Origin of the sequence: Shewanella sp. P1-14-1, from assembly GCF_001401775.1 — a bacterium.
Taxonomy (GTDB): Bacteria; Pseudomonadota; Gammaproteobacteria; order Enterobacterales; family Shewanellaceae; genus Shewanella; species Shewanella japonica.
Genome location: NZ_LKTL01000001.1, coordinates 1 through 22,056, shown reverse-complemented (window position 1 = coordinate 22,056; position 22,056 = coordinate 1). Strand labels below are relative to the sequence as shown.

Here is a 22,056-nt window from a genome sequence, read left to right as displayed (position 1 = left end):
GTGGGAGAGCATCAATGACGTTTCGACATTCCATCATTGCAATCGTGTTAACAAGCCTAGTCGGCTGTGCTGCCAATGACAGTGCAAACTTTGCGACTCAAGCATCAGACAATCGTACTCAAACTATTGAAAAGTTGATTAAAACAGTCAATGAAAGTACGGGGAGTCATGCGGGTGTGCAACATACAACTAACGCCAATGTGTTATTGACTGATTTAGTCTGTGTACCCGCATTGAATACCTACCTTGAGGCGGCGTTAAACCATAGTCCAAGCTTACAACAAAGCATCATTGCCCTTAAGATTGCTTATGCACAACAAGGGGTGACCTCTGCTAGTCGCTTGCCAAGTGTGAGTGCTGGATTTGATGCCCAAAACGCCGAAGACAGCGATGAATCTTATAGCGCTGATGTCACCGTCAGTTGGGAATTGGATATCTGGCAAAAGTTGGCTGATAGCTCTGCAGCAGCCACAAAAGATATTGCTGCGACTCAAGCCAGTTTAGATGCGGCTAAAAATCTGCTTGCAGCTAATATCATGCGAGGTTGGCTTGAGATCAGTGTTAACCAACAATTATTAGATATTGAACAGCGCCGTTTAGTCATCCTTGCGCAAAATGAAACCTTAGTGCTTGAACGTTACCAAGCTGGCCTAGGCTCATTAGAAGAGTTGGATAATGCTAAAACGAGTACAGCTTCAACTCGCGCTACAGTGGTTCAATACCAAGAGAGTGTCGCCCAAAGCAAGCGAAGCTTGATGTTACTCACTGGTCAGTGGCAGCCAGAAAGTGAGATGCCAACGCTTGATGTTGTCAGTGAGTTTCCCCATGTCATTAACCCGCTCGATGCTGTGCCTGTGCAAAATATGGCAGGCCGCCCCGATTTACAACAAGCCTTCTTTAATATTGAAGCTGAATCCTTGCGCACTGACGCAGCTTATAAAGCAATGTTGCCTTCATTTAGCTTGTCGGCAAGTTTAACTGATATTGCTCAAACCCCAAGTGAAGCATTACTGACTAACCCACTTTGGAGTGTGTTAGGACAAATGTCGGCACCGTTATTTCAAGGTGGTGAACTTAAATCACAAGCTGAAATAGCGCAACTGACGACAGAGCAAAGCTTTTGGGCTTATCAAGAAACCCTGTTGACTGCAGTCAACGAAGTTGAGAATACGATTGGCCAAGAAAGCGCTTTAACCTTGCAGCAAAGCCATCTTGACGATGCGTTTTTAAGTGCACAGCGCAGCATCGTCAGTTACCAGCAAAAGTATCGCCAAGGTTTAGTCGACATATTGGATTTATTGACTGTTCAGCAACAGGCATTCGATATCGAGGCGCAATTAACTAACACCACTTATCAAAGATTATTAAACCGAATCGAATTAGGTCTAGCACTAGGTTTAGGAGTATCAGCATGAAGCAAATCATTACCCGTAAATTAAAAAAGAATGCCTTAACGATTGCGATCACTTTAGCTGCTGCTGGTTCAATATTTGTCGTCGCGGCTTATAACGGCAGTCAAATGGGACCGGGACCTAGTGAGAAAGAGAAGGGGCCTGCAGCATCGACTCAAGCGCACCAACCTGAGCGCGGCGAAGGTAAACCCGCTTCATCGTCAAATACCACCTTGTTATCTCAAGTGGCGGTACAGCTGACGGCTGCTCAATCTTATCAGGCGCAAGTCACCGGATATGGCGAAACCAAACCACGCTTTGAGCTGAGCTATACCAGTGAAATCAGTGGTCGAATTACTTGGTTAGCTGACAGCTTTGAGTCTGGTCGAGTTGTCAAAAAAGGCGAACTGTTAGCAAGATTAGATGACACCAGTTTTCAGCAAGCAGTGTCACAGGCTAAAGCCGATGTCGCAACAGCAAGACTTGCACTTCTAGAAGAGCAACGTGAAGGCGAACAGGCAAGAAGTGAGTGGCAACGCTCAGGGTTAAGTGGAGAACCCAGTTCACCGTTAGTGCTTAGAGAGCCGCAACTGGCAAGCGCTGAAGCTGCGTTAGAGAATGCGCAAAAATCGTTAGAAAAAGCTGAGCGTGATCTTCAGTATACAGAAATAAAAGCCCCGTTTGATGGGGTTGTTGTCAGCCGTAATGTGCAATTAGGCAGCTTTATTAATGTCGGTGGTGAAGTTGCGATGCTGTATAGCGTTGACCGCATAGAGATTGAGATCCCGTTATCCGAAAAGCAATGGGCTAACTTACCGCAAGCTGTAATGAATGCGGGTAATGGCACTGATGCCGCCACTGACACTGACAATAGTGATAGTGCGCAGCAATGGCATGCAACAATAAAAGCAACAGGCAGCGACACCACGCAAGGGCAACAGTGGTCTGCCTATGTTGAACGTACTCATCAATATGTTGCCAAGGACACACGTCAACGTTCATTAGTGTTAGTGGTCGAGAAACCACTTGAGCAAGGTGCGCCGCTTTATCCTGGCACCTTTGTTGAAGCAACCATTGAAGGAATGACACTAGATTATCTATGGGAGCTGCCTTCATCAGCTCGTTCACAGCAAGGAGAAATTTGGACGGTTGATGCCCAAGGATTATTGCAAAAATCAACAGCACATACCTTGTTCGAGCGCCAGAATAAAATCTATGTCACCCCAACAGAAGAGGCTGAATTAGCCCAAGTGGTTAAGCGTCCACTAAGCAACTTTAAAGCGGGTATGAAAGTTGTACCAACAACTGAGGAGCTATAATGAGTCAGCATGTAAATGACAAAGCGCCATTGCCATCAGGCATTATTTCTTGGTTCGCTCAAAACTCAGTAGCGGCAAACTTATTAATGATGGGCGTGATCATTGTCGGCCTGTTTTCATTCAATGATATTCGCAAAGAAGCTTTTCCAAGCCTTGAACCAGACTTAGTCACAGTATCGGTGAGTTACGACAGTGGTGACCCGATTCGTGCTGAAGAAAGTATTGCGATGAAGATTGAAGAAGCGCTTGAAACCGTTTCGGGTGTTAAGCGTATTACTTCAACGTCTAATGCATCAGGCAGTAATGTTTCAATCGAAAAAGAAACTAACTATGACCTAGATACGTTGCTAACTGACGTTAAAACCAAAGTTGATGCGATCAATAACTTACCAACCGATGCTGACAATCCGGTTATTGATAAAGCCCGTCGTCAAGAGCATGCCATATGGGTGCAACTATACGGTGATGCTGACCGCAAAACCCTACAAGATTTAGCAGAGCAGCTTAAATCTGATTTGTTAAGTCAAAGTGCTATTCGTGACTTATCGATTAGCGCCAAACTTGATCCAATGATTTCAGTTGAGGTGAATGAGGTCAAACTACAGGCATATGGCCTGACTTTGACCGATGTCTCTAATGCCATTAATGCTGAGTCATCAAGCAGTATCGTGACCAGTTTACGTAATGCCGATAAAACCGTGCGCCTAAAGGTGTCTGAGCAAGCTTATGAAGTTGAAGACTTTAAAAATATCTCAGTATTAACCTATGCTGATGGCAGTCATATTCTACTGTCTGACATTGCCGTGGTTACCGATACGTTTGAAGAAGATACATTTAGTTTATCTCGTTATAACCAACAAAACGCGATGGGTATTCAGGTCGTCATGGATGAATACAGTGATGTGGTTGATATCGTTGCACAAGCAAAACAGGTTATCGAAACATGGCGTAGCAGCAACCTATTACCTGAAAATGTTGAGATTGAAAGTTGGTATGACAAGAGTGATCTGATCACTGAACGGCTATCGCTGTTAGCGAAAAATGCATTAAGTGGTATTGCGTTAGTCTTTATCATTTTGGCGTTATTCTTAAATATCCGTGTCGCATTTTGGGTGGCAGCCAGCTTACCGTTTGTCTTCAGCGGCACGTTATTTTTTATGACGGACACCTTTGCTGGGTTTACCTTAAATGAAATGACCACCTTTGGTTTTATCATGGCCCTTGGGATCGTGGTTGATGATGCGGTAGTGATTGGTGAAAGTATCTATACCACACGTAAGCAACAAGGCGACTCAATCCGAAGCACTATTATCGGTACCCATAAAGTTGCCGCACCGACGATTTTTGGCGTACTCACAACGGTTGTGGCCTTTATGTCGATAGCCGCAATTGAAGGTAAGCTAGGGGAAATTTACGCACAGTTTGGCACGATTGTGACCATCTGTTTGTTGCTGTCTTTGGTGGAATCTAAATTGATTTTGCCTGCCCATTTAGCGCATGTGAATACACAGCGCAGTGATAAAAAAACCTTTTGGAATACGATTCAACAAGGCGCTGATAATAGCCTAGATTGGTTTAACAACCATGTTTATAAAAAGGTCATTAGCCAAGCCCTTAAGTTGCGTTATGCGGTGGTGATGGTATTTATCGCACTGTTTTTGTTAGTGATTGGTATGCCATTTACCGGTGGCGTTCGCGTGGCCTTTTTCCCTGAAATTGCAGGCGATACAGTGCGAGCTGAAATACGCATGGTTAACGACAGCAGCTACGGCCAAACTCAAACCAATTTGATGACACTGGAAGCCAATGCCATTGAGCTTGATAAAACCTTGCGTTTAGCCGCAGGCGAGACGGAGTTTTCAAGTGATTTTGGTGCTGATTCACACTCTGATATTAGCAGCATTCAGGTTACCGCTAGCGCCGATAAGTCAGGTTCGGTAATCATCGAATTAGACAGTGATGCCGCTTATACCGCGCGTGATTTTGCCAATGCATGGTCAGATATGTCAGCGCAAATGGAAGGGGTAAGTAAGCTTAAAGTATTGTCGATGCAGGAAATGGTCGATAACTTTAAAGTTGAGCTTAAAGCCAATGATGATGGCTTATTAACTGAAGCGGCCAATAAACTTAAGCAAAAACTGCAAACCATAGACGGCGTGAGTGGCATCGATGATAACCTTGACTTAGGTGAGCCGCAGTACCGTTTTGAGTTAACACCTCAAGGGCGCGCTTTAGGGATGGATACCGCTGACTTAGCCAAGCAAGTATTGCAAGCGTTTGGTGGTGATATTGTCCAGCGTTTTCAACGTGGTAAAGATGAAGTGAAAGTGCGTGTTCGTTACCCTGAGGAAAACCGTCAGACGTTTGCTGATGTCACGACCGCCAATGTCAGAACCGCCGATGGTACTGTTGTGCCGTTAATTTCGGTCGCCAACGTTTACTCTGATTATCAGCAGTCAGAAATCACCCGTATTGATAACCAGCGCGCGGTATACATTACCGCTGTGGTTGATAAAGAAGTGATTGCGTCCAATGAGTTGGTCACGCAATTGCAGCAAAGCATGGTGCCACAATTAAATGCTGACTACCCAACGGTAAAAATTGACTTTACAGGTGAAGCTGAGCAGCAAAAAGAGTCCACAGACTCAATGCAAGCGACCTTTGTATTGGCGCTAATATTAATTTTTGCGCTGTTGGCGATACCGCTTAAATCGTACGTGCAGCCAATGATCATTATGATAGCGATTCCATTTGGTATTGTGGGGGCGATTTTAGGGCACTGGTGGAATGATTTAACTATCAGTATCTTATCGCTAAATGGTATTTTGGCGTTAAGTGGCGTGGTGGTGAATGACAGTCTACTACTGGTATCGCGTTTTAATGAGTTAGTACGTGAGAAGTCGATGCCGATTGGCGATGCTATTGAGCAAGCTTGTACAGGACGTTTACGTGCTGTGTTACTGACCTCGATTACCACATTTGCAGGTCTTGCTCCGCTATTAAGTGAAACCTCAATGCAAGCGCAGTTCTTAATTCCTGCAGCAGCGGCATTAGGTTACGGTATCCTATTTGCTACAGTGATAACCTTAGTATTAACACCGTCGTTGCTGATGATTCAAGCCGATGCTGAAAGCGGCATTAAAAGGTTAAAGCAACGTTTGTTTGGCTCAGCTAATACTTTGCAAACGCAATGATAGCAGAATGAAATGTAACGCATCGTTCGATTCGGTTAGACTGAGTATGTGAACTTATTGCTCAGTGAATGATGCTCGTTTTGTGCAGCGTAACGGCTATTGAATACACAATTATACGCGGGCGATAAAGCTTCGCACTGATATGGAATCTAAGAGGGAAAACAATGTCTGATCATTTGCAGTTACTTCTGGTTGAAGATGATATTGACCTAGCAACAGCGATTATTGACTACCTTGAACTGGAAGATATTCAGTGCGATCACGCAGCCAATGGCGCTGTCGGTGTTAATTTAATTGAAACCAATCAATACGATGTTGTGGTGTTGGATTTAAACCTGCCGAAAATGAATGGTCTTGAAGTGTGTGAACGTATACGCGCTCAAGGCATTGATGTACCCGTGCTAATGCTTACCGCCCGAGATACCTTAGATGATAAGTTAGTTGGCTTTTCAAAAGGGGCAGATGATTACCTCATTAAACCCTTTGCGATGGAAGAGTTAATTGTACGATCGCAAGTGCTATCACGCAGACGCAGCGGCGAGGTAAGTAAACTTATGGTAGCGGATTTAGCATTAGATCTGCACAGCAAAACGGCTACACGAAAACAGCAGCCGCTTAAATTGTCACCCACAGCGACTAAAATACTTGAGTGTTTATTACGAGAAAGTCCGAAAGTTGTTTCACGAGAAAAGCTCATGCAAAGTGTGTGGGGAGATGAGCAGCCAGACAGTAATAGTCTTAAAGTGCACATGTTTAACTTACGTAAAGCCGTAGATGGAAACTGCGAAGAAGCGCATAAGTTAATTCATACGATAACAGGCCAAGGCTTTGTTCTTAAAGTTGAATCTGAAAAGAGTGTGCCCACATCATGAAGATAAGACCCAGCATAAAAATATACTTTTTACTTGCCATGTTACTCACTGGCACTGTTATCGTTGTCGGCATGTCAGCTGTTGCGGTCAGTTATTTTTTTTCTGGGTTAGATGTTGCGATGACGAACTTTGTTCGCTCTCAAGCGAATGAAATAACATTAGAGGGCGACAAGCCCTTAACGATAGGGGAACTTACCGTCGCGACTCGTTGGGAGTCATTGCCCCAAGTGATCCAAGATAACATTGATGTTAATGACCTAGAGCCTAATCAATTAACCAAAAAAATCGATGGGTTACCGATAATCGATCAACCCAAAAGAGCCTTGTTTGCAATGAAGGTAATATCTGGCGATACAGTGCGTTATGCCTCTGTCATGCTAGATAAGAAAGACAAACAAAAGCGCAGTAATAAACCACCGCAATTTATCTATATTTTACTTGTCGGACTGATTGCGATTATGTTGTTTTCATTAGTGCTTTTTTTAGTACTGCGTAAAGTCGCCAATCCCGTTGAACAGTTAAAAGAGTGGGCTAAATCGCTTGATAAAGGCAAGCTAACTCAGCCTCGTCCTAATTTTCATTACAGTGAACTAAACACGTTAGCCGATATAGTACAGTCAAGTTTAAGCTCTGTGCAGGAAACCTTAGACAGAGAAAAACGCTTTTTAGGCTATGCAAGCCATGAGCTGCGCACTCCTATTGCCGTTTCTCGTACCAATGCTGAGCTATTACGTAAAATGATAACGAAGCAATTACCCGCAGAAAAACAGCTGGCTGTGCTTGATAGAATAGAGCGAGCAGGGCTAACAATGACTGATTTAACTGAAACCTTATTGTGGTTAAACCGTCAAGAAGGCAAGTCATTACCGACCAGTGATGTGGCCGTTGGCGCGTTAGTCGAAGCGATTACAGCAGAGTTACATTATCTTTTACAAGGTAAAACGGTAGAAGTCACTTTGAGTACAGACGATACTGAATTAACCATGTCTGAAGGCTTATATCGGATCATTATTACTAACCTTATTCGTAATGCATTTCAGCATACTTTTAACGGCAAGGTGGTGATTGAGCAGTTAAACGATCACTTATCGATTACCAATTATAACCTTGACCCTGATGATCAAAATCAAGCGGATGATTTGGGCTTTGGATTAGGGTTAGAGTTAACTGAAAAATTAGTGAATCAATATGGATGGCATTATCAAGTGACAGAAGTCGAAGGCGGCCGCAAGGTTGAACTTAACTGTAAGTGATTGATAAAAAATGCCTGCCAGAGGGGAGCTGGCAGGCATAAGAAAGATATAGTGCTACAGCAACATAGGCACTATAACTTGCCCATTACGGACAGGGTCGAGCTATTGAAAACTTAACTCCCAAGCGTTTATTGTTCCAGTATCTCGTCGTGCACTATCAACCGCTTTTAGCGTCCAATTTCCAGATGACTCAACACCTGACATATCAACCGTATAGGTGTTAACTATGTCATTGGCACTGCCGCCACTGTTGTCATGCAATACAGCAACTTGACCAGTAGGGCTATATAGCTCGACTTTTAAATCACCGATGTAAGTATGACTAATATTGACGCTGACGGTGATTTCACCTGAGTCACCCGTGCGTGTTGCAGATAAGGTGCTACTAGCGCCTACACTGCTGTTATCAGGAATGTTATAGCTAGTATTGTTTGAGTAAGTTGCAGCGCCGCCGGTGCCGCCACTGCCACCGCCAGTCGAATCAGTGTAGTTAGCCACTAAACTCACGCCACTAAATGCACTATAACCTCGCACCATGACATGGTATGTACCCGTTTGCGCTGAAGCGATAGGACAAGATTCAGCATTTCCGCCTTTCCAAGGACGACAGTCATAGCTGGTGGTGGTTGGTGCTGCGCCATATTGCACGTATAAATCAGCGTCACCGCTACCGCCGCTCATAGTAAAGCTTAAGTCTGTAGCACCTGCTGGTACATCAATTGTGTAAAATAACTCATCACCTGTCGCGCCACTTAAATTAGATTTAGCCACACCATTGACCAGCTCATTATCACCGACACCTGTGCCAAGATCTGTTGGTCCATTACAAGAAGCATCCAAATAAGCTTTAGCTGCTTGGGCATCAACCAAACCATAACCGGTTCGGTTATCACGACCTGCAACATCTAAGTCTTCAGCTGTTGCATTAAGTGCAGCACGTACTTGGGCCGCACTACATTCTGGGTGATGACTCCACACTAAAGTAGCGACACCTGATACATGTGGTGTCGCCATAGATGTACCATTGTAGTACTCGTAATCTTCATTATCGGTATTGCTGACTGTTGCAGTTGCGCCGATTTGATTTCTCAGTGCCAGACCTGTAGCGCGATCGACTGAGACAGACACAATAGGGGCTTCGTTATTACTGTCGACTAAAAATGGGTTTTGTAGTCCTGGTAAGGCGGTATTACTGTAGACAATTGACGCGCTAGCACCTGCGGCTTCACAAGCTTTAACAGCGTTAATATCAGGGTAACTTGTCCCTTGGTTGCCAATACGTTCAACTAAACAAATTTTATTGTTCATGTTGCCACAGTTAAAACTACTGCCGTTAACGGTACATTCTGCCAACTCACCCGTTGCAGAGCCGATAAAAGGAGTACTGACATGGTTTGAGCCAGAAAGGACATAGCGGTTATGCGGCACAACGCCATTATCAAAATACGATTGACCGTTAATAGTAATATCGGCTAAACGACCTTCGCCTCGGGTCACCGTTGATAAAATTGCTTCACCAGGACCTGAGATTTCGACTTGCGCAGTGAACTGCGAAAATGCCGCATGGTCTTTATTGCTATCGACCGCCGCTACTGACATGACAGAGTCATAAGATGCTGGGTAGCTCAGAGTTGAATTACCATCATTACCTGCAGCTGCAATCAATAACACACCGTTATTTTCATGGGCAGCGAGCGCATTTCTCTCTGTGTTACTAGAGCCTGAACCACCTAAACTCATGGTGACCACATCAGCGTTGTTATTCACACAAGTATCGACAGCTGCGACTAGATCGGATGAGTAACCCCAACCAGAAGCATTAAACACTTTAATCACATGGATGTTCGCGTTTTGATTTGGCATAACACCAACAACACCTTCATTGTTAGCGATAGCTGCAATGGTACCTGCAACGTGAGTACCGTGGGCATTTCCAGCTCCTGGCTCATACCAATTGTTAGTGCCAGAGTTATTGGTGCCAGTGACATTGTTGGCGTTTAAGTCGTTATGACCCAAGTCGTATCCAGAATCAATAATACAGATTGTACGATTGCCCGCTTGGCTATCACTGACAGCTGTCGCGCCGACATAAGTCTGACCCCAAGGAGTGCTTTCACTTAATAATCGACGTGGTACATCTTCTTCAACGTAATCAACATCGGCACGATATCTCAGTGCTTGTAGGTTTTTACTATCGAGCTTAACGCTATAGCTATTACTGCGCCCAATTCGCTTCATTTCTTTCGCTGAAACACTGTTCATGGCGCGAAAGTGAGAAAAGACTTCATTGCTTCTAGGTTCGTATTGGGCATCACTTATGGCATCGGAGGATACAGATGTTGAAAAGCCAGCAGCTGCAGCATTGGCGTTTTTAAATTTAACGATATAACGCTTTGGCAGTGGGTTTTGTTGGTCGAACTGAGGTGAATTACTATTCACATTTGGTGTGAAAACAGGTGCTGCGTTGATGCTGGCAGAGATCGAAAGTGCCAACACAGACAGTCCTAGCACTGTTGTGGCTTTATTTTTTGTCATAACTATCTTCCATGTTATTCAGAGTAAAAAATTGTTTATTATAATTTTTGCAGCGTAAAAAGCTGTTTTAGCTCGCTGCGACGTTCAATGTATCTTTAGTTGTTACAGTTGTAAAATAAATGTAAATGAAGTTGAGTGAAGGAGTCGTGCTCGATGAAATGAATTTTTGATGAATAAATATTCAAATTGAGATGAGGTTTATTGTTCTGTTTTGCGAAGTGTGTGATTTAATATTCAGTGATATGCAGTTTTTATTTGAAAAAGGGGAGCGGGTTTAGATATTGAGTTAAAGTCAATGTAACTGTCTAACCATATGATTTATTTAGTTTATATTTTTTGTACATTATTTTTGTAAATTATTTTTAAATTGGCCGTCGCAATAGCGTTATTTTGCTTAGGTAATCAAGAGGGCATTCAACTTTGGCGTATATCGGTTTTGCTTAATATCCGCTCCGGCAAATACATGGCAGAGCGGCGATGATGACAACGACATAGATTGACCAAGACTTAAATATTATTGCAGATTCATGCTCATGTGTTGGCGATTGTGAAAAAGCTTAGGCTTAATGAAATAATGTCGATAATATCAGTGCTTTATAGTGAGCTCTAAAGTCATCACTATTGATATTAGTTTGGGTTAATGTTTTCTGCAAAATAGGAAATAATGCAGGTGCTGAAATAAGCCCAAGCAGCATTACTAAAAAGGTATCAGCATTATATTTTTGCAGGCAAGGTTCTTTTTCTCTTGCGGCTTCAAACAAGCCAGATACTAAATGGTGTGACTCACTCAATTTAGCTGCTAAGAACAATGCTCTTTTATTGTCCGTATCGTGTTCCATACTCATTAAGCGGACTAATTGTGGGTGCTTTAATAAGGTGTCGATTAGCACTTCAACAGCAGTTTTAAAAATACAAAGTGTACCCACTTCATGACGTATCGCTTGGCCTAGCTTAGTTTCAAGTTGCTTACGATAACTATTGATATTGCGATGGGCTATGGCATACCAGATATCAATTTTGGCACCAAAGTGGTGAGTTATTGTGCTGTGCGTGACTTGTGCTGTATTGGCTATTTCACGTAAAGATGTTGCATCAAACCCTTTGGTTGAGAATAACTCTGAAGCACTTGCGAGTATTTGTCCGCGGGTTCTTTCTGCTTCCTCGGCATTTTTACGCCCGCTATTGGCTAAGTTGGGTTTCAAATGTATAGACCTCGGTAAACGTATTATTCGGCAATTATTTAACTAATCGTTAGCTATGACTTGGCTATATATGAGAGTGACAAGCAGCCAAGTTTCTATGGTGATTAATAGTAAGTGAATAGCCGAATAATACATAGATTTTGATGCATTCTTTAACCTTATATTGAGCCTTTTATCTCAAAATGACTATGAAGTATCTCCGACATTGATAGAGACTGTGGTTGTTATAATCACTGTCATTGTTACAGTCATTAAGCCTTTATCTGATAAATAGTTAATGAGAGTGTAACACTTGCTTTGATAGCACTTCTTGTTGATATAGATCAGGCAGAAAGTTTGCTAGAACATTCATTTCTTCGATGGCATGGGTCATTAAGTCAATTGAGTCCTGTTTGCTAATAAGAAACATACGCGCCAATGCCGTATTACCTAAAACACTTTCAATAGAGGTTACTGTGTCATTGCCATCACGTTTTTCAACATAACCCATCCAAAAAGCTGAACGCATTTGGGCACCATATTCAGTATTTTGCACGACATGACACATGTGTGTCGCATTGAGAGGCTTTTCAAGTAAACCAGCTCGGGCACAAATAACAAAACGATCGTTTCTAGGCTCATAATCATCGAGTATTTCTTTAGGGTCGACAAACTGAATACGTAACTTGTGTAATGTCGTACCGAGATATTCATGGACTAAATGACTGGCCCCTATCACTTCTCCAGGAACTTTGTTTTCCCAGTCCATCCAAACATGTGCGTTAGGATGCCACCTCTTATATTGCTCAGTTGTTTGCAGGTAATCAGCAAACCACCAACGCACCATTTCAGCACTAACATTTGGCATTCTAGTCAGGGCTCTAACTTCATAAATACCATTTGCTTTGCGTTCAGTACCTGTTTCTAGCGAAGTATAAGTATCAGATAGCACCTTAGAACTTTTATTGCTGGCGGTCCAAGGGTTAAAGCCAAAAACTGCGATGACAAAACTGATGATCCCAAGTGATATTAAAATGTATTTCATTTTTGCCCTCAATATTAGCAATACGACTGTATTGTTATTTTGCAATACGATTGTATTGTTATCAATGGGCGTTGCTATTTTTATGAGCATTATCATAATCAAAGTGAACGCAAAATCAGGTTTTTGAAAGAATAAAAACAGGGAAGGTGAAAGACATATATTAATAGAATGAATCAACATTTAGATTTATATTATTGATTAAACGTTAGTTATTACTTTTTGTTATTTGGCAACTTTAGATTTAACCACTCTAGATTTACTGAAAATCAAATCAGCATAACGACTACTGTAAATCCCATTCAACATCACTGACGGAAAAGCCTAAGCTAATTACATAATTAAGGTGAAGGGTTGTATTCTTTTGTATAGGTTGATTGATATTGAATATGCAGAAGAAAGCTGCAACAAGGTTAAGTTAATGACAAGATTAGGGAAATGAGAAGGCTAGGTAAATCGGGTTTTATGGCAGTGACTATCTGCAGCTTATTTTATGAGATATCGACATATAAAAATAAGCTGCATTCGAGTGAGCTGAACTCAACATAAAATATAAGGCTTAAACCACTATTCTTTAAGCTTCAGTATCTAGCGCTTCTGGATCGGGAGCGCGCATGCGATCCCACCAGTCATCATCAGCACTGATTTGTCCTAATTCATCTATCGCTGGGTAAGGAATATTCTTTCTTCGACAGGCTTTAGCGTAAACAGGGTGGCCTTGCTCAAATAACTTAGTTTGGCAATATTCATGGTCTAATTGCCTGTTATTATACAGTCCAGCCTCTTGGCGTTGACGCTGCGCCTCATACATGATCAAAGCACCAGCAACAGAGACATTCAGTGATTGCACCATGCCTACCATAGGAATAATGATATGCTGATCGGCGGAGTCAATTGCTTCTTGGCTAACACCATCTCGTTCGTTACCCAGTACAATTACCGTCGGTTTAGTGTAATCAATCTCACGAAAATCCACGGCAGTGTCTGAAAATGTCGTCGCTAATACCTGCATTCCCTGTGCTCTAAACTGCTGATACGCTTCTTGATAAGTTACATGCTTAATCGTGTTAACCCAGCGGTGACTACCTGACGATGTATTACCCGACACCCATAATGAATCTTCTGGCATGACAGCATGAATTTGATGAATACCTACGCTATCGGCAGTGCGAACTGTAGCAGCGATATTATTGGTTTTATGAACCTTATCGAGACACACAGTGAGGTCGACTTGGCGGTTATCAAGCATTTCATTGATGCGGGCTAAACGTTCTGGCGTCATGGGGTTATTTCTACTTCTTTGAATAATAGGATGAATCGTTATCACGATTTTTTGCGCAGGGATTATAACGTTAAAACGGCGATAAACTCGACTGAAATGTGCTTTAAGCGAAGGATTGAGGCTCAAGGGGTAACAATAGCAAGTTATGATAAATAGAAAACGAGCAAGGCTATAGGCGCTTGCTCGTTAATGATAACCGCTAATTGACTATTTTTCTTTCTCAATAATGACTTTTCTGTGTGGGAAAGGAATTTCGATTCCCGCTTCATCAAGGGCTTTTTTAACCTGCTCAGGGATCGAGTACAAGATGTCAAAGTAGTGTTCACCATGACAAAATGGCCTTACGAGAAAATCCACTGAACTGTTATTGAGGGTTTCAACTTCAACAAAAGGAGCTGGGTCTTGTAACACATGAGGATGAGCGGCAAGCACTGCATCAATCACTTTTCTTACTTCATCGGTATTCTCTTTGTAAGCCACGCCAAAATGCATATCCACACCACGAATATCATGGAATGAATGGTTAACGATTTGCGCACCCCAAATTTGGCTGTTAGGAACAATAATATGCTGATTATCGAAGGTTTTAAGAATGGTTGTGAATAAATCAATTTCTTGAACATTACCGAATCGATCGGCTGCACTAATAAAGTCGCCCACTTTATAAGGGCGGAATAATAACAGCATAACGCCGGCAGCTAAGTTAGACAGCGTCCCTTGCAGTGCTAAGCCAACTGCCAAACCTGCTGCACCTAATAAGGCAACAATGGATGCGGTTTGTACCCCAAAGCGGTTTAATACGGCAATGGCCACAAATGCAAGAATGACATACTTAGCGACACTGCCTAAAAAACGAAATAGGGTGTTGTCGAGTTTATCGTAGCTCTCACCAATTTTATTAATAATTGCGCTTGCTTTGTTAGCGACATATAGGCCAACGATGAGTATAAGCGCAGCGAGTAATACATTGATCCCGCCATCGATGATGATGGGCAAATATTGATTAATATCGATTTGACTCACATAGTCTTGCATTTAATGCCTCCTGCATAAAAGGGATACTTACCTTAGATTCAACAAATATGCGGTATTGGATTGAACATAACTGAGCTGCTAGTTAGGCAAGTTATTTCAAGCTAATGACTTGATATTATTGATATCAAATGAAGCTTAGCACAACCCTGTGCTATATGTGATGACAAGCGCTTTACGCTAATACTTTTGCTTTAGACAATCAGTAGAAATCATTGATTATGACTTTTAGACTTTTTTGAAAAACGAAACACCATGGCTGCAGTAGCTGATAGCATTAAGCTCATACTCACCACTAAAAATGCTTTATTTAAGGTTTCTTGATAGTCACTCAACAGGGGGTTATTCATTACCCATTGACCAATAAATAACAGGGTTGTAGTCCATATCAGTGCACTGGTAACGCTCATTAATACAGTGCGTTTAACGCCAAGCTTTCTGATCCCCATTAGCATTGGAGTGAGTACCCGCACAAAAGGTATAAACCGTGAAAAAAACAGTGCGAGGAAGCCATACTTCTCGAGTAAATCAGATGCCCGCTGTAAGGTATTGTCTGGTAGTCCTTTCTCGATTTTGTTGACCATAGGGTGGTGTGACAGCCATCGTCCTTGCATATAGGCAATAAAGGAGCCTAGACCCGCAGCAACGGTCAGTAATGCGATGGCCAATTGCAGCTCAACAACACCTAAACCGACTAAGCCGCCAACAAATAGCACTAGACCATCACCGGGAAGGGGTAAGAATACAAAGCTTGATTCTAGAAATAAGATTAACGCTAATATCAACATTAAGTGATATATCGAAACAGTTTCCATTAAAGCATCAAAATCTTGATGCCAAATTGAAAGCAGTACATCAAACATTAACTATCCTTAAATTATATTTAAGCCAAGCAAATAAATAGTGAAGACATTGGCATATTAGGGAAAATATTAATTGTCTAGGGTATCACTCAATATCGTTTTTTTATATTAAATAACGGTCATCTTTATACAGCGTAACCATTAACGAATGTGTCATTTTGTTATTGTTTACTGATACTAAATTAGGTTCTTTTATTATATTTTTTGCTAAATTTGCTGTTAATAATATAAGCTGAAATGATAATTAATTTATATTTAAGGTTAAATTAAGCTTAGTGATCTAGTAATTTTATTTTCTGAAAATAATGCAAGTTAGATAGGTTGTTTAACTTGATCTTGATTATATTTAAATGATTTTTGTGAGGTAAAAATGTGCTAACTGTTAGCCATTTAAGATTCGAGTGAATTTTAATTATATTATTTTGAATAAATTTAAGCTTTTGTTTTTTAATGTTTTTTCAATTTGTTTTATTTTGTTTTCAGCTTCAGCTAAACGTTATTGCTGTTTTTTTACCTTAATAGGTTGAAAGTTAGGCACGGCCATTTTGAATTTATCAGCAAACTTTACCCCTAAAGGGGTATCTCTTTTAGAGGTAAAAATTTGAACTGAGACAAGTAAATAGCGTTGGTTTGTAGGGAGTCACATTAATATAGCAAAGCCCTGTTTCACCTAGCTCATTATGATAATAATTGTTTTAAATATTTTAGATTTTTAAATTTTAAAAAATCTCTAAGAGCACTAATTGCTTTAACGAGAGTATTTAAAATGTGTTTGGTAATTGTAGGGGATAACAATGCCAGCATAAATATAATAATCCTAATGAGGAATGATGATGAAATTAAGAAAACTAGCTGTTGCAGTAATGCTTACTACCGCATTTACTGGCTATAGTGTTGCTGGCGAAGTTGATTTATATAAAAGTGAAAACTGGCAAAAAACTTTCCCAGAACAATATAAAACTTGGGCTGAAACAGAAGAAAGCACGCCAGCATCAGGCAAACTTGACGACTTACTTGCCAGTAATCCAAATCTCGTGAGTGCTTGGGCTGGGTATGGTTTCGCTAAAGACTACAACCGTGCACGTGGTCATCACTTTGCGCTAACAGATATCATTAAAACCTTACGTGTAGGCCATCCAATGGTCGGCCATGATGGAAAAATGGTCGGTGAAGCAATGGCTGCAAGTTGTTGGTCATGTAAAACCCCTGATGTAGCACGCATGTATGATGAAGTGGGTGAAGGCAAGTTTTCAGACAATGCATGGTCTACTTGGGGCCACGAAATGTCGAACACCATTGGTTGTGCGGATTGTCATGAGTTAGGTAAAGAAGACTTACGTCTTAGCCGTCCTTATGCTGACCGTGCAATGAAAGCCATTGGTAAAGAGTTTTCTAAGCAAGATGCAACGATGCAAGCAAGCCAAACTTGTGCCCAGTGTCATGTTGAGTACTACTTCGATGGTACTGATGAAAAGAAAGTGAAATACCCAATGGATTACTGGGTGCCAGGTGAGAAAACAGACTACAAACAGTTTGTTGGTTACACAGGAACAGACGGTTTATATGAAGGTTTTGCAGCTGAAGCGCAACTCGCTTACTTTGATAGCCGTGGCTTTAAAGATTGGACTAATGCCGTATCTGGTGCACCAATGCTTAAAGCACAACATCCAGAGTATGAGAACATGATGGATCGTACCGAACACGCTATGGATAACCATTTAGAGTTTGGTTGTACGACGTGTCATATGCCAAAAGCAACAAACGACAAAGGGACTAAGTACTCGAACCATAAAGTGACATTTGAAGCAGATACATTACCGAAAAGCTGTATCGGCTGTCATGATGGTGCTGACTTCAAAGAAATCTTTGCTGAGCGTAAAGCTGAAATCAACAAGCTACGTTTTGAAGCTGACGGTACCGACCCTCGTTTGACTGAAGTTCACTTCAAAGCACAAGCTATTTGGGCTGCCAATGGCGTTGAAGGTTTAGAAGCGAATAAAGGTATTGCTGAAGCTAAAGCGAACTATGAAGCTGCGCTAAAAGCGAAAACACCACTAGCAGGTGAAATGAATAGCTTACTGATTAAAGTCAGAAATGCGCAATGGTTCTGGGATAGCGCAACAGCCTCTCATGGTATCCATGCTCATAACCCTGAAGAAGCAATTCGCCTACTTGAGAAGTCTAATGCCATCCTAGATGCAGCATTAACTGAAGCAAATGCGTTATTGAAGAAGTATGCGCCTGAGTACAAGTACGATGCGACTAAATACGACACTAAAGAGAAGGTTCAACCTCTTGTCGGTTTAGACTTAGAAGCAATGAAAGCGTCAAAAGCATTGTTCCTAGAAAAACGCGTTGAGAAAGAATGGCCAGCTGAACTTAAGTAATTAAGTTTAGACAGTGTGATTTGAATACATAGACACTCCACTATCACCGTTCAAATCAAATACTGTTACAGCCTAATGCCAGTCGATGTAAATTGACTGGCATTTTTTTATCTTCAAAAACACGATTCTCTTATCTCAAAAAGTTTAGGTATGTCGCTAAATTCACACAAACTGAAAGCATCTCGACCCATTCCCAAGTATTATCTTTGAAAGTGATGAAAGGTAAATAATTGACTGACGAAGGATTAACATGAGCGAGTTTAAAAAAATGACATCGGGTCAGGCATTTAATGGTGGCGATAGAGAATTAAATGCCATGCGTGATGATGCAACCTTGATGTTAGTAGAGCTTAATCAGACCGTTGATGACGCAAGTCGCCTTGGGCTATTTAAGCGCTTATTTGCTCACTTTGGTGAAGGCAGTGTCATTCGTTCACCTTTTTCATGTGAGTTTGGTAAAACGATTTCAATAGGTGATAACAGCTTTATTAATCTTAATGTCACCATGCTTGATGGCAGTTTTATCACGCTGGGGAATAATGTCCTTGTCGGGCCGAATACTCAGTTTTACTCGGCAAGCCATGATTTAGATTATCGTCAGCGCCAGCAATGGCAGACCCATTGTTTACCTATTGTGGTTGAAGATGATGTATGGATTGGTGGTAATGCAATTATCAATCAAGGGGTGACAATTGGCGCTCGTTCAGTGATTGCTGCAAACTCTGTGGTGACAAAAGATGTGCCTGCAGATTGCCTCTATGGTGGCACCCCTGCTAAGTTAATTCGACATTTATCTGAAAATAACACTTAAGAATAAAATCTAAATCCTATGCATAAAGACGCTATCACTATTTCACTGCCTTCGCTTATTCATCGCATCGGCAGAGAGAGTGTTAATCAAGCAAAAGTGATAGCTGTTGAGCATCATTGTGAGCTTAAGCGCGTGCGCCGTTCAAGAAACTGGGCTCTAGTAGGAGAGGCGATTAAGGTTCAATCTTTTAATAGTCAACTTAACTCAGTAAGCCAAGAATCCTTTGCCTACCTGAGTAAGAAAATATCAGCGGCGTTAATTGTGCATGCCGATAAACTGGAACCTTTAGAAGCTAAACTGATCCGATTAATCACCGAAACCCCTAGTATTACGCTTGCAGAGCTTATCCAGCAAACGCAATGTACCGAAGTGCAGGCTAGAACTGCCAGATTTGAAGCGGATACTTGGTAACTGCGCAAAACGTTTTGACAGCTTTTTTCATTGTTATTTCGACTTGCTTTATGGTCTGCTATAGCAATCTTCTATTAATTTTTATCAAACAGTATCCACCTTCTTGTGATTCCCCTCTACACTTATAAAACTGAAGTTTAACCTAGCTTTGAGCCTTGCTAGTACCTTGCCTAATGTCCAAATAAAAGAGAGTCGTTATGCGGTATTTTTCTGTTGTTATTATTTTGATGCTACTTATGGCGAGCTTAAATGTTCAGGCACGCTTTAATCCTTGGGAGCATACTAAAACACCATTTGAAGGGCCCGCTGCAGCTATTGGCGAGTATGCAAATGGCTGTTTATCTGGCGCAGAAGCTTTGCCCTTATCAGGCAAAGGGTTTCAAGTGATTAGGCCGCAACGAGATCGATATTATGGTCATCCGAATTTGGTGAACTTTGTGCAGCAATATGCTGTTCAATTGCAAGGTGAAGGGATTGAGCAAATTCTAGTGGGGGATATGTCGATGCCCCGTGGTGGCCAGTTTGATTATGGCCATAGCAGTCATCAGATTGGTTTAGATGTTGATATCTGGCTGAGACTAACTGAGAAGCCGCTTAGTAAAGCTGAGCTTAAATCGCCGCGTGCGCTGACTGTGGTAGATAACCAAGAGTTCGCAATCGATACCGCTGCTTGGAACCCACAACATAAACTGATGATAAAAGTTGCTGCTCAAGATCCACAAGTTGCACGAATATTTGTTAATGGTGCAATCAAACAGCAGCTGTGTAATGAGCGCACACAAGCTGATGATGCTTGGCTTAATAAAGTCCGCCCTTGGTGGGGGCATAGTGCACATATGCATGTTCGCCTTAACTGCCCCAAAGATAATCCAGACTGTAAGGCGCAAAAGCCGATAAACCCAGGTCATGGGTGTGAAGATATCGCTTGGTGGAAACAACAATTTTACACCGCTAAATCAGCGCCTAAAAAGGAGCTTGATAAACCTTCACCACGCAAACCCAAACCACTACAAGTTAAACCCCAGCAGTGTGAACCATTAACATGGGCAGCGCCGTAATAAAGAGGCTTAGCAATGTATGGTGGCGCGTTATGCCTTATTGGCCATTTGAACAAGTCAACGTCGCAGTGCTTCGCCCCCTCTTTTGTTAAGTGTACGTCGAAGAGTGACCCAACTTCCCCCTTTTTGTATCAGCCATGTCGCTTCGGCTTTTTCACTCTTTATTGATAGTACGGCGAAAGTAACAACTCTCGAAATAGGCAAGAAGAGATAGACAAGACGAAATGAACAAGATGGCGAAAGAGTTCCTGTGAGGGTGTATTTAGCTTTGCTCTTTGTTTGCTGTGCTAATTCTGTTTTTGCCTCAATCAGTTTCCACTTCAATCTGTGAAAGCGTTGCTATTCACTGCTGCGATGATGCTTGGTTTATTGCCGAATAAAAGCAAAGTCGACACAAGCAAAGTCGATAGTACATGGACGGTTATCTATTTTGTCGATAAAATACACTCTCGCGGCTGCACATAAATTTCAGTCAACGATAGAGAAACCATAATGATTGTACAAAATGTGCTTCCCGAAAATTACGCAGAAATGCTTAATGTTTGGGAAAACTCAGTCCGAGCTACGCATGACTTCATAACAGAAGCAGACATTGAATTTTTTAAACCTATTATCATTGAGCAGGCTTTTCCTACTGTCACGTTAAGATGTGTTAAAAATGAAACGGGTTCAATACAAGGTTTTGTGGGTATCCACGACTCAAAGATTGAAATGCTTTTCATCTTAAACGAGGCAAGAGGGCAAGGCGTTGGTAAAGTGCTACTGCAATACGCACTAGAGCAGTTAGGTGCAACCAAGGTCGATGTTAATGAACAAAACCCACAGGCAGTAGGCTTCTACGAGCATATGGGGTTTAAAGTCGTTTCGCGATCGCCACTCGATGATATGGGAAAACCTTTTCCAATTCTGCATATGACACTTTAAAGCTCGGTTTGTTGTAACCAAATTTGTAAGAAGAAACGCCCAAAGCTAATAACTTTGGGCGTTTCCGTATACACGAATGTTGTTATGATTTGACTGACAATTGCCCTAAGGTTTGTATGCTATTTTGAACAAAAAATCAACGTCATGGCACTTAGTTAATATCAGTTTTAGACATATGGATTTCACACTGGATTTCCAAACTCCGTTTGGATTAACGTCGCGGTGTTCTCTTTATTTTCAAACTCAGTTTGGAAATAGAAGATGAGTTAGCAAGAGAAACTCATGTGACGGAGAGCGAAAATATCACCTTAAATTTTCTAATCAATTGCACACTATATCTGACTTTAAAATACTAAATAGATATACAGTTATAATTTTACACGAATGATTCTTGAGTAAAGAGAGTAAAAATTGGCTGATTTACGCTCGATAAACTTCTAGTTATTTGATAAGTTGTTGAATCTAAAGTTATTGATAAAAGGTTGTAGAGACCTCTACATC

At 41.6% G+C, this 22,056-nt stretch carries 16 protein-coding genes; 10 read left to right on the top strand and 6 right to left on the bottom strand.

Features of this window, described 5'->3' with window-relative positions:
- The first annotated feature begins 14 nt into the window (after window positions 1–14).
- The 5 genes from AN944_RS00080 (at window position 15) to AN944_RS00060 (ending at window position 8,029) form a co-directional block, all read left to right on the top strand.
- Window positions 15–1,415, top strand: coding sequence for a TolC family protein (locus AN944_RS00080; RefSeq protein ID WP_055022544.1), 1,401 nt, complete (start codon window positions 15–17; stop codon window positions 1,413–1,415).
- On the top strand, window positions 1,412–2,710 hold the full coding sequence (locus AN944_RS00075) for an efflux RND transporter periplasmic adaptor subunit (RefSeq protein ID WP_055022543.1): 1,299 nt from the start codon (window positions 1,412–1,414) through the stop codon (window positions 2,708–2,710). Before AN944_RS00080 ends, AN944_RS00075 begins: the two co-directional genes overlap by 4 nt.
- Window positions 2,710–5,904, top strand: a complete 3,195-nt coding sequence (locus AN944_RS00070; RefSeq protein ID WP_055022542.1) for an efflux RND transporter permease subunit — start codon at window positions 2,710–2,712, stop codon at window positions 5,902–5,904. Before AN944_RS00075 ends, AN944_RS00070 begins: the two co-directional genes overlap by 1 nt.
- A gap of 164 nt (window positions 5,905–6,068) precedes the next feature.
- Window positions 6,069–6,776 (top strand): response regulator transcription factor, encoded by a 708-nt coding sequence (locus AN944_RS00065; protein ID WP_055022541.1) that lies wholly within the window; start codon window positions 6,069–6,071, stop codon window positions 6,774–6,776.
- Window positions 6,773–8,029, top strand: a complete 1,257-nt coding sequence (locus AN944_RS00060; protein ID WP_055022540.1) for a HAMP domain-containing sensor histidine kinase — start codon at window positions 6,773–6,775, stop codon at window positions 8,027–8,029. The genes AN944_RS00065 and AN944_RS00060 overlap by 4 nt, the downstream gene beginning before the upstream one ends.
- 102 nt (window positions 8,030–8,131) lie before the next feature.
- Here AN944_RS00060 and AN944_RS00055 read toward each other — a convergent pair whose 3' ends face one another.
- From AN944_RS00055 to AN944_RS00030, 6 genes are all read right to left on the bottom strand, one after another.
- The gene (locus tag AN944_RS00055; RefSeq protein ID WP_055022539.1) at window positions 8,132–10,564 is read right to left on the bottom strand and encodes a S8 family serine peptidase; all 2,433 of its coding nucleotides are present in this window, start codon (window positions 10,562–10,564) and stop codon (window positions 8,132–8,134) included.
- A gap of 563 nt (window positions 10,565–11,127) precedes the next feature.
- On the bottom strand, window positions 11,128–11,766 hold the full coding sequence (locus tag AN944_RS00050) for a TetR/AcrR family transcriptional regulator (protein WP_055022538.1): 639 nt from the start codon (window positions 11,764–11,766) through the stop codon (window positions 11,128–11,130).
- 274 nt (window positions 11,767–12,040) lie between these two features.
- Window positions 12,041–12,790 (bottom strand): DAPG hydrolase family protein, encoded by a 750-nt coding sequence (locus AN944_RS00045; RefSeq protein WP_055022537.1) that lies wholly within the window; start codon window positions 12,788–12,790, stop codon window positions 12,041–12,043.
- 571 nt (window positions 12,791–13,361) lie between these two features.
- Window positions 13,362–14,069: a tRNA (guanosine(18)-2'-O)-methyltransferase TrmH gene (gene trmH, locus AN944_RS00040; RefSeq protein WP_055022536.1), complete on the bottom strand. Its 708-nt coding sequence runs from the start codon at window positions 14,067–14,069 to the stop codon at window positions 13,362–13,364.
- Window positions 14,070–14,276: 207 nt separating this feature from the next.
- Window positions 14,277–15,104 carry a mechanosensitive ion channel family protein gene (locus tag AN944_RS00035; RefSeq protein WP_055022535.1) on the bottom strand — a complete coding sequence of 276 codons (828 nt, stop codon included), beginning with the start codon at window positions 15,102–15,104 and terminating at the stop codon, window positions 14,277–14,279.
- Between the two features lie 209 nt (window positions 15,105–15,313).
- Window positions 15,314–15,964, bottom strand: a complete 651-nt coding sequence (locus tag AN944_RS00030; RefSeq protein ID WP_055022534.1) for a DedA family protein — start codon at window positions 15,962–15,964, stop codon at window positions 15,314–15,316.
- Window positions 15,965–16,797: 833 nt separating this feature from the next.
- On the opposite strand from AN944_RS00030, the gene AN944_RS00025 reads away from it, so the two are divergent.
- The 5 genes from AN944_RS00025 (at window position 16,798) to AN944_RS00005 (ending at window position 21,555) form a co-directional block, all read left to right on the top strand.
- Window positions 16,798–18,351: an ammonia-forming cytochrome c nitrite reductase subunit c552 gene (locus tag AN944_RS00025; RefSeq protein ID WP_055022533.1), complete on the top strand. Its 1,554-nt coding sequence runs from the start codon at window positions 16,798–16,800 to the stop codon at window positions 18,349–18,351.
- Between the two features lie 250 nt (window positions 18,352–18,601).
- On the top strand, window positions 18,602–19,162 hold the full coding sequence (locus tag AN944_RS00020) for a sugar O-acetyltransferase (RefSeq protein ID WP_055022532.1): 561 nt from the start codon (window positions 18,602–18,604) through the stop codon (window positions 19,160–19,162).
- 18 nt (window positions 19,163–19,180) lie between these two features.
- A complete protein-coding gene (locus tag AN944_RS00015) occupies window positions 19,181–19,573 on the top strand; it encodes a ribosome recycling factor family protein (RefSeq protein WP_055022531.1) in 393 nt (130 codons plus the stop codon).
- A 197-nt stretch (window positions 19,574–19,770) separates the two neighbouring features.
- Window positions 19,771–20,631: a penicillin-insensitive murein endopeptidase gene (gene mepA, locus AN944_RS00010; RefSeq protein WP_055022530.1), complete on the top strand. Its 861-nt coding sequence runs from the start codon at window positions 19,771–19,773 to the stop codon at window positions 20,629–20,631.
- 492 nt (window positions 20,632–21,123) lie between these two features.
- Window positions 21,124–21,555, top strand: coding sequence for a GNAT family N-acetyltransferase (locus AN944_RS00005; protein ID WP_055022529.1), 432 nt, complete (start codon window positions 21,124–21,126; stop codon window positions 21,553–21,555).
- The last annotated feature ends 501 nt before the right edge of the window (window positions 21,556–22,056 follow it).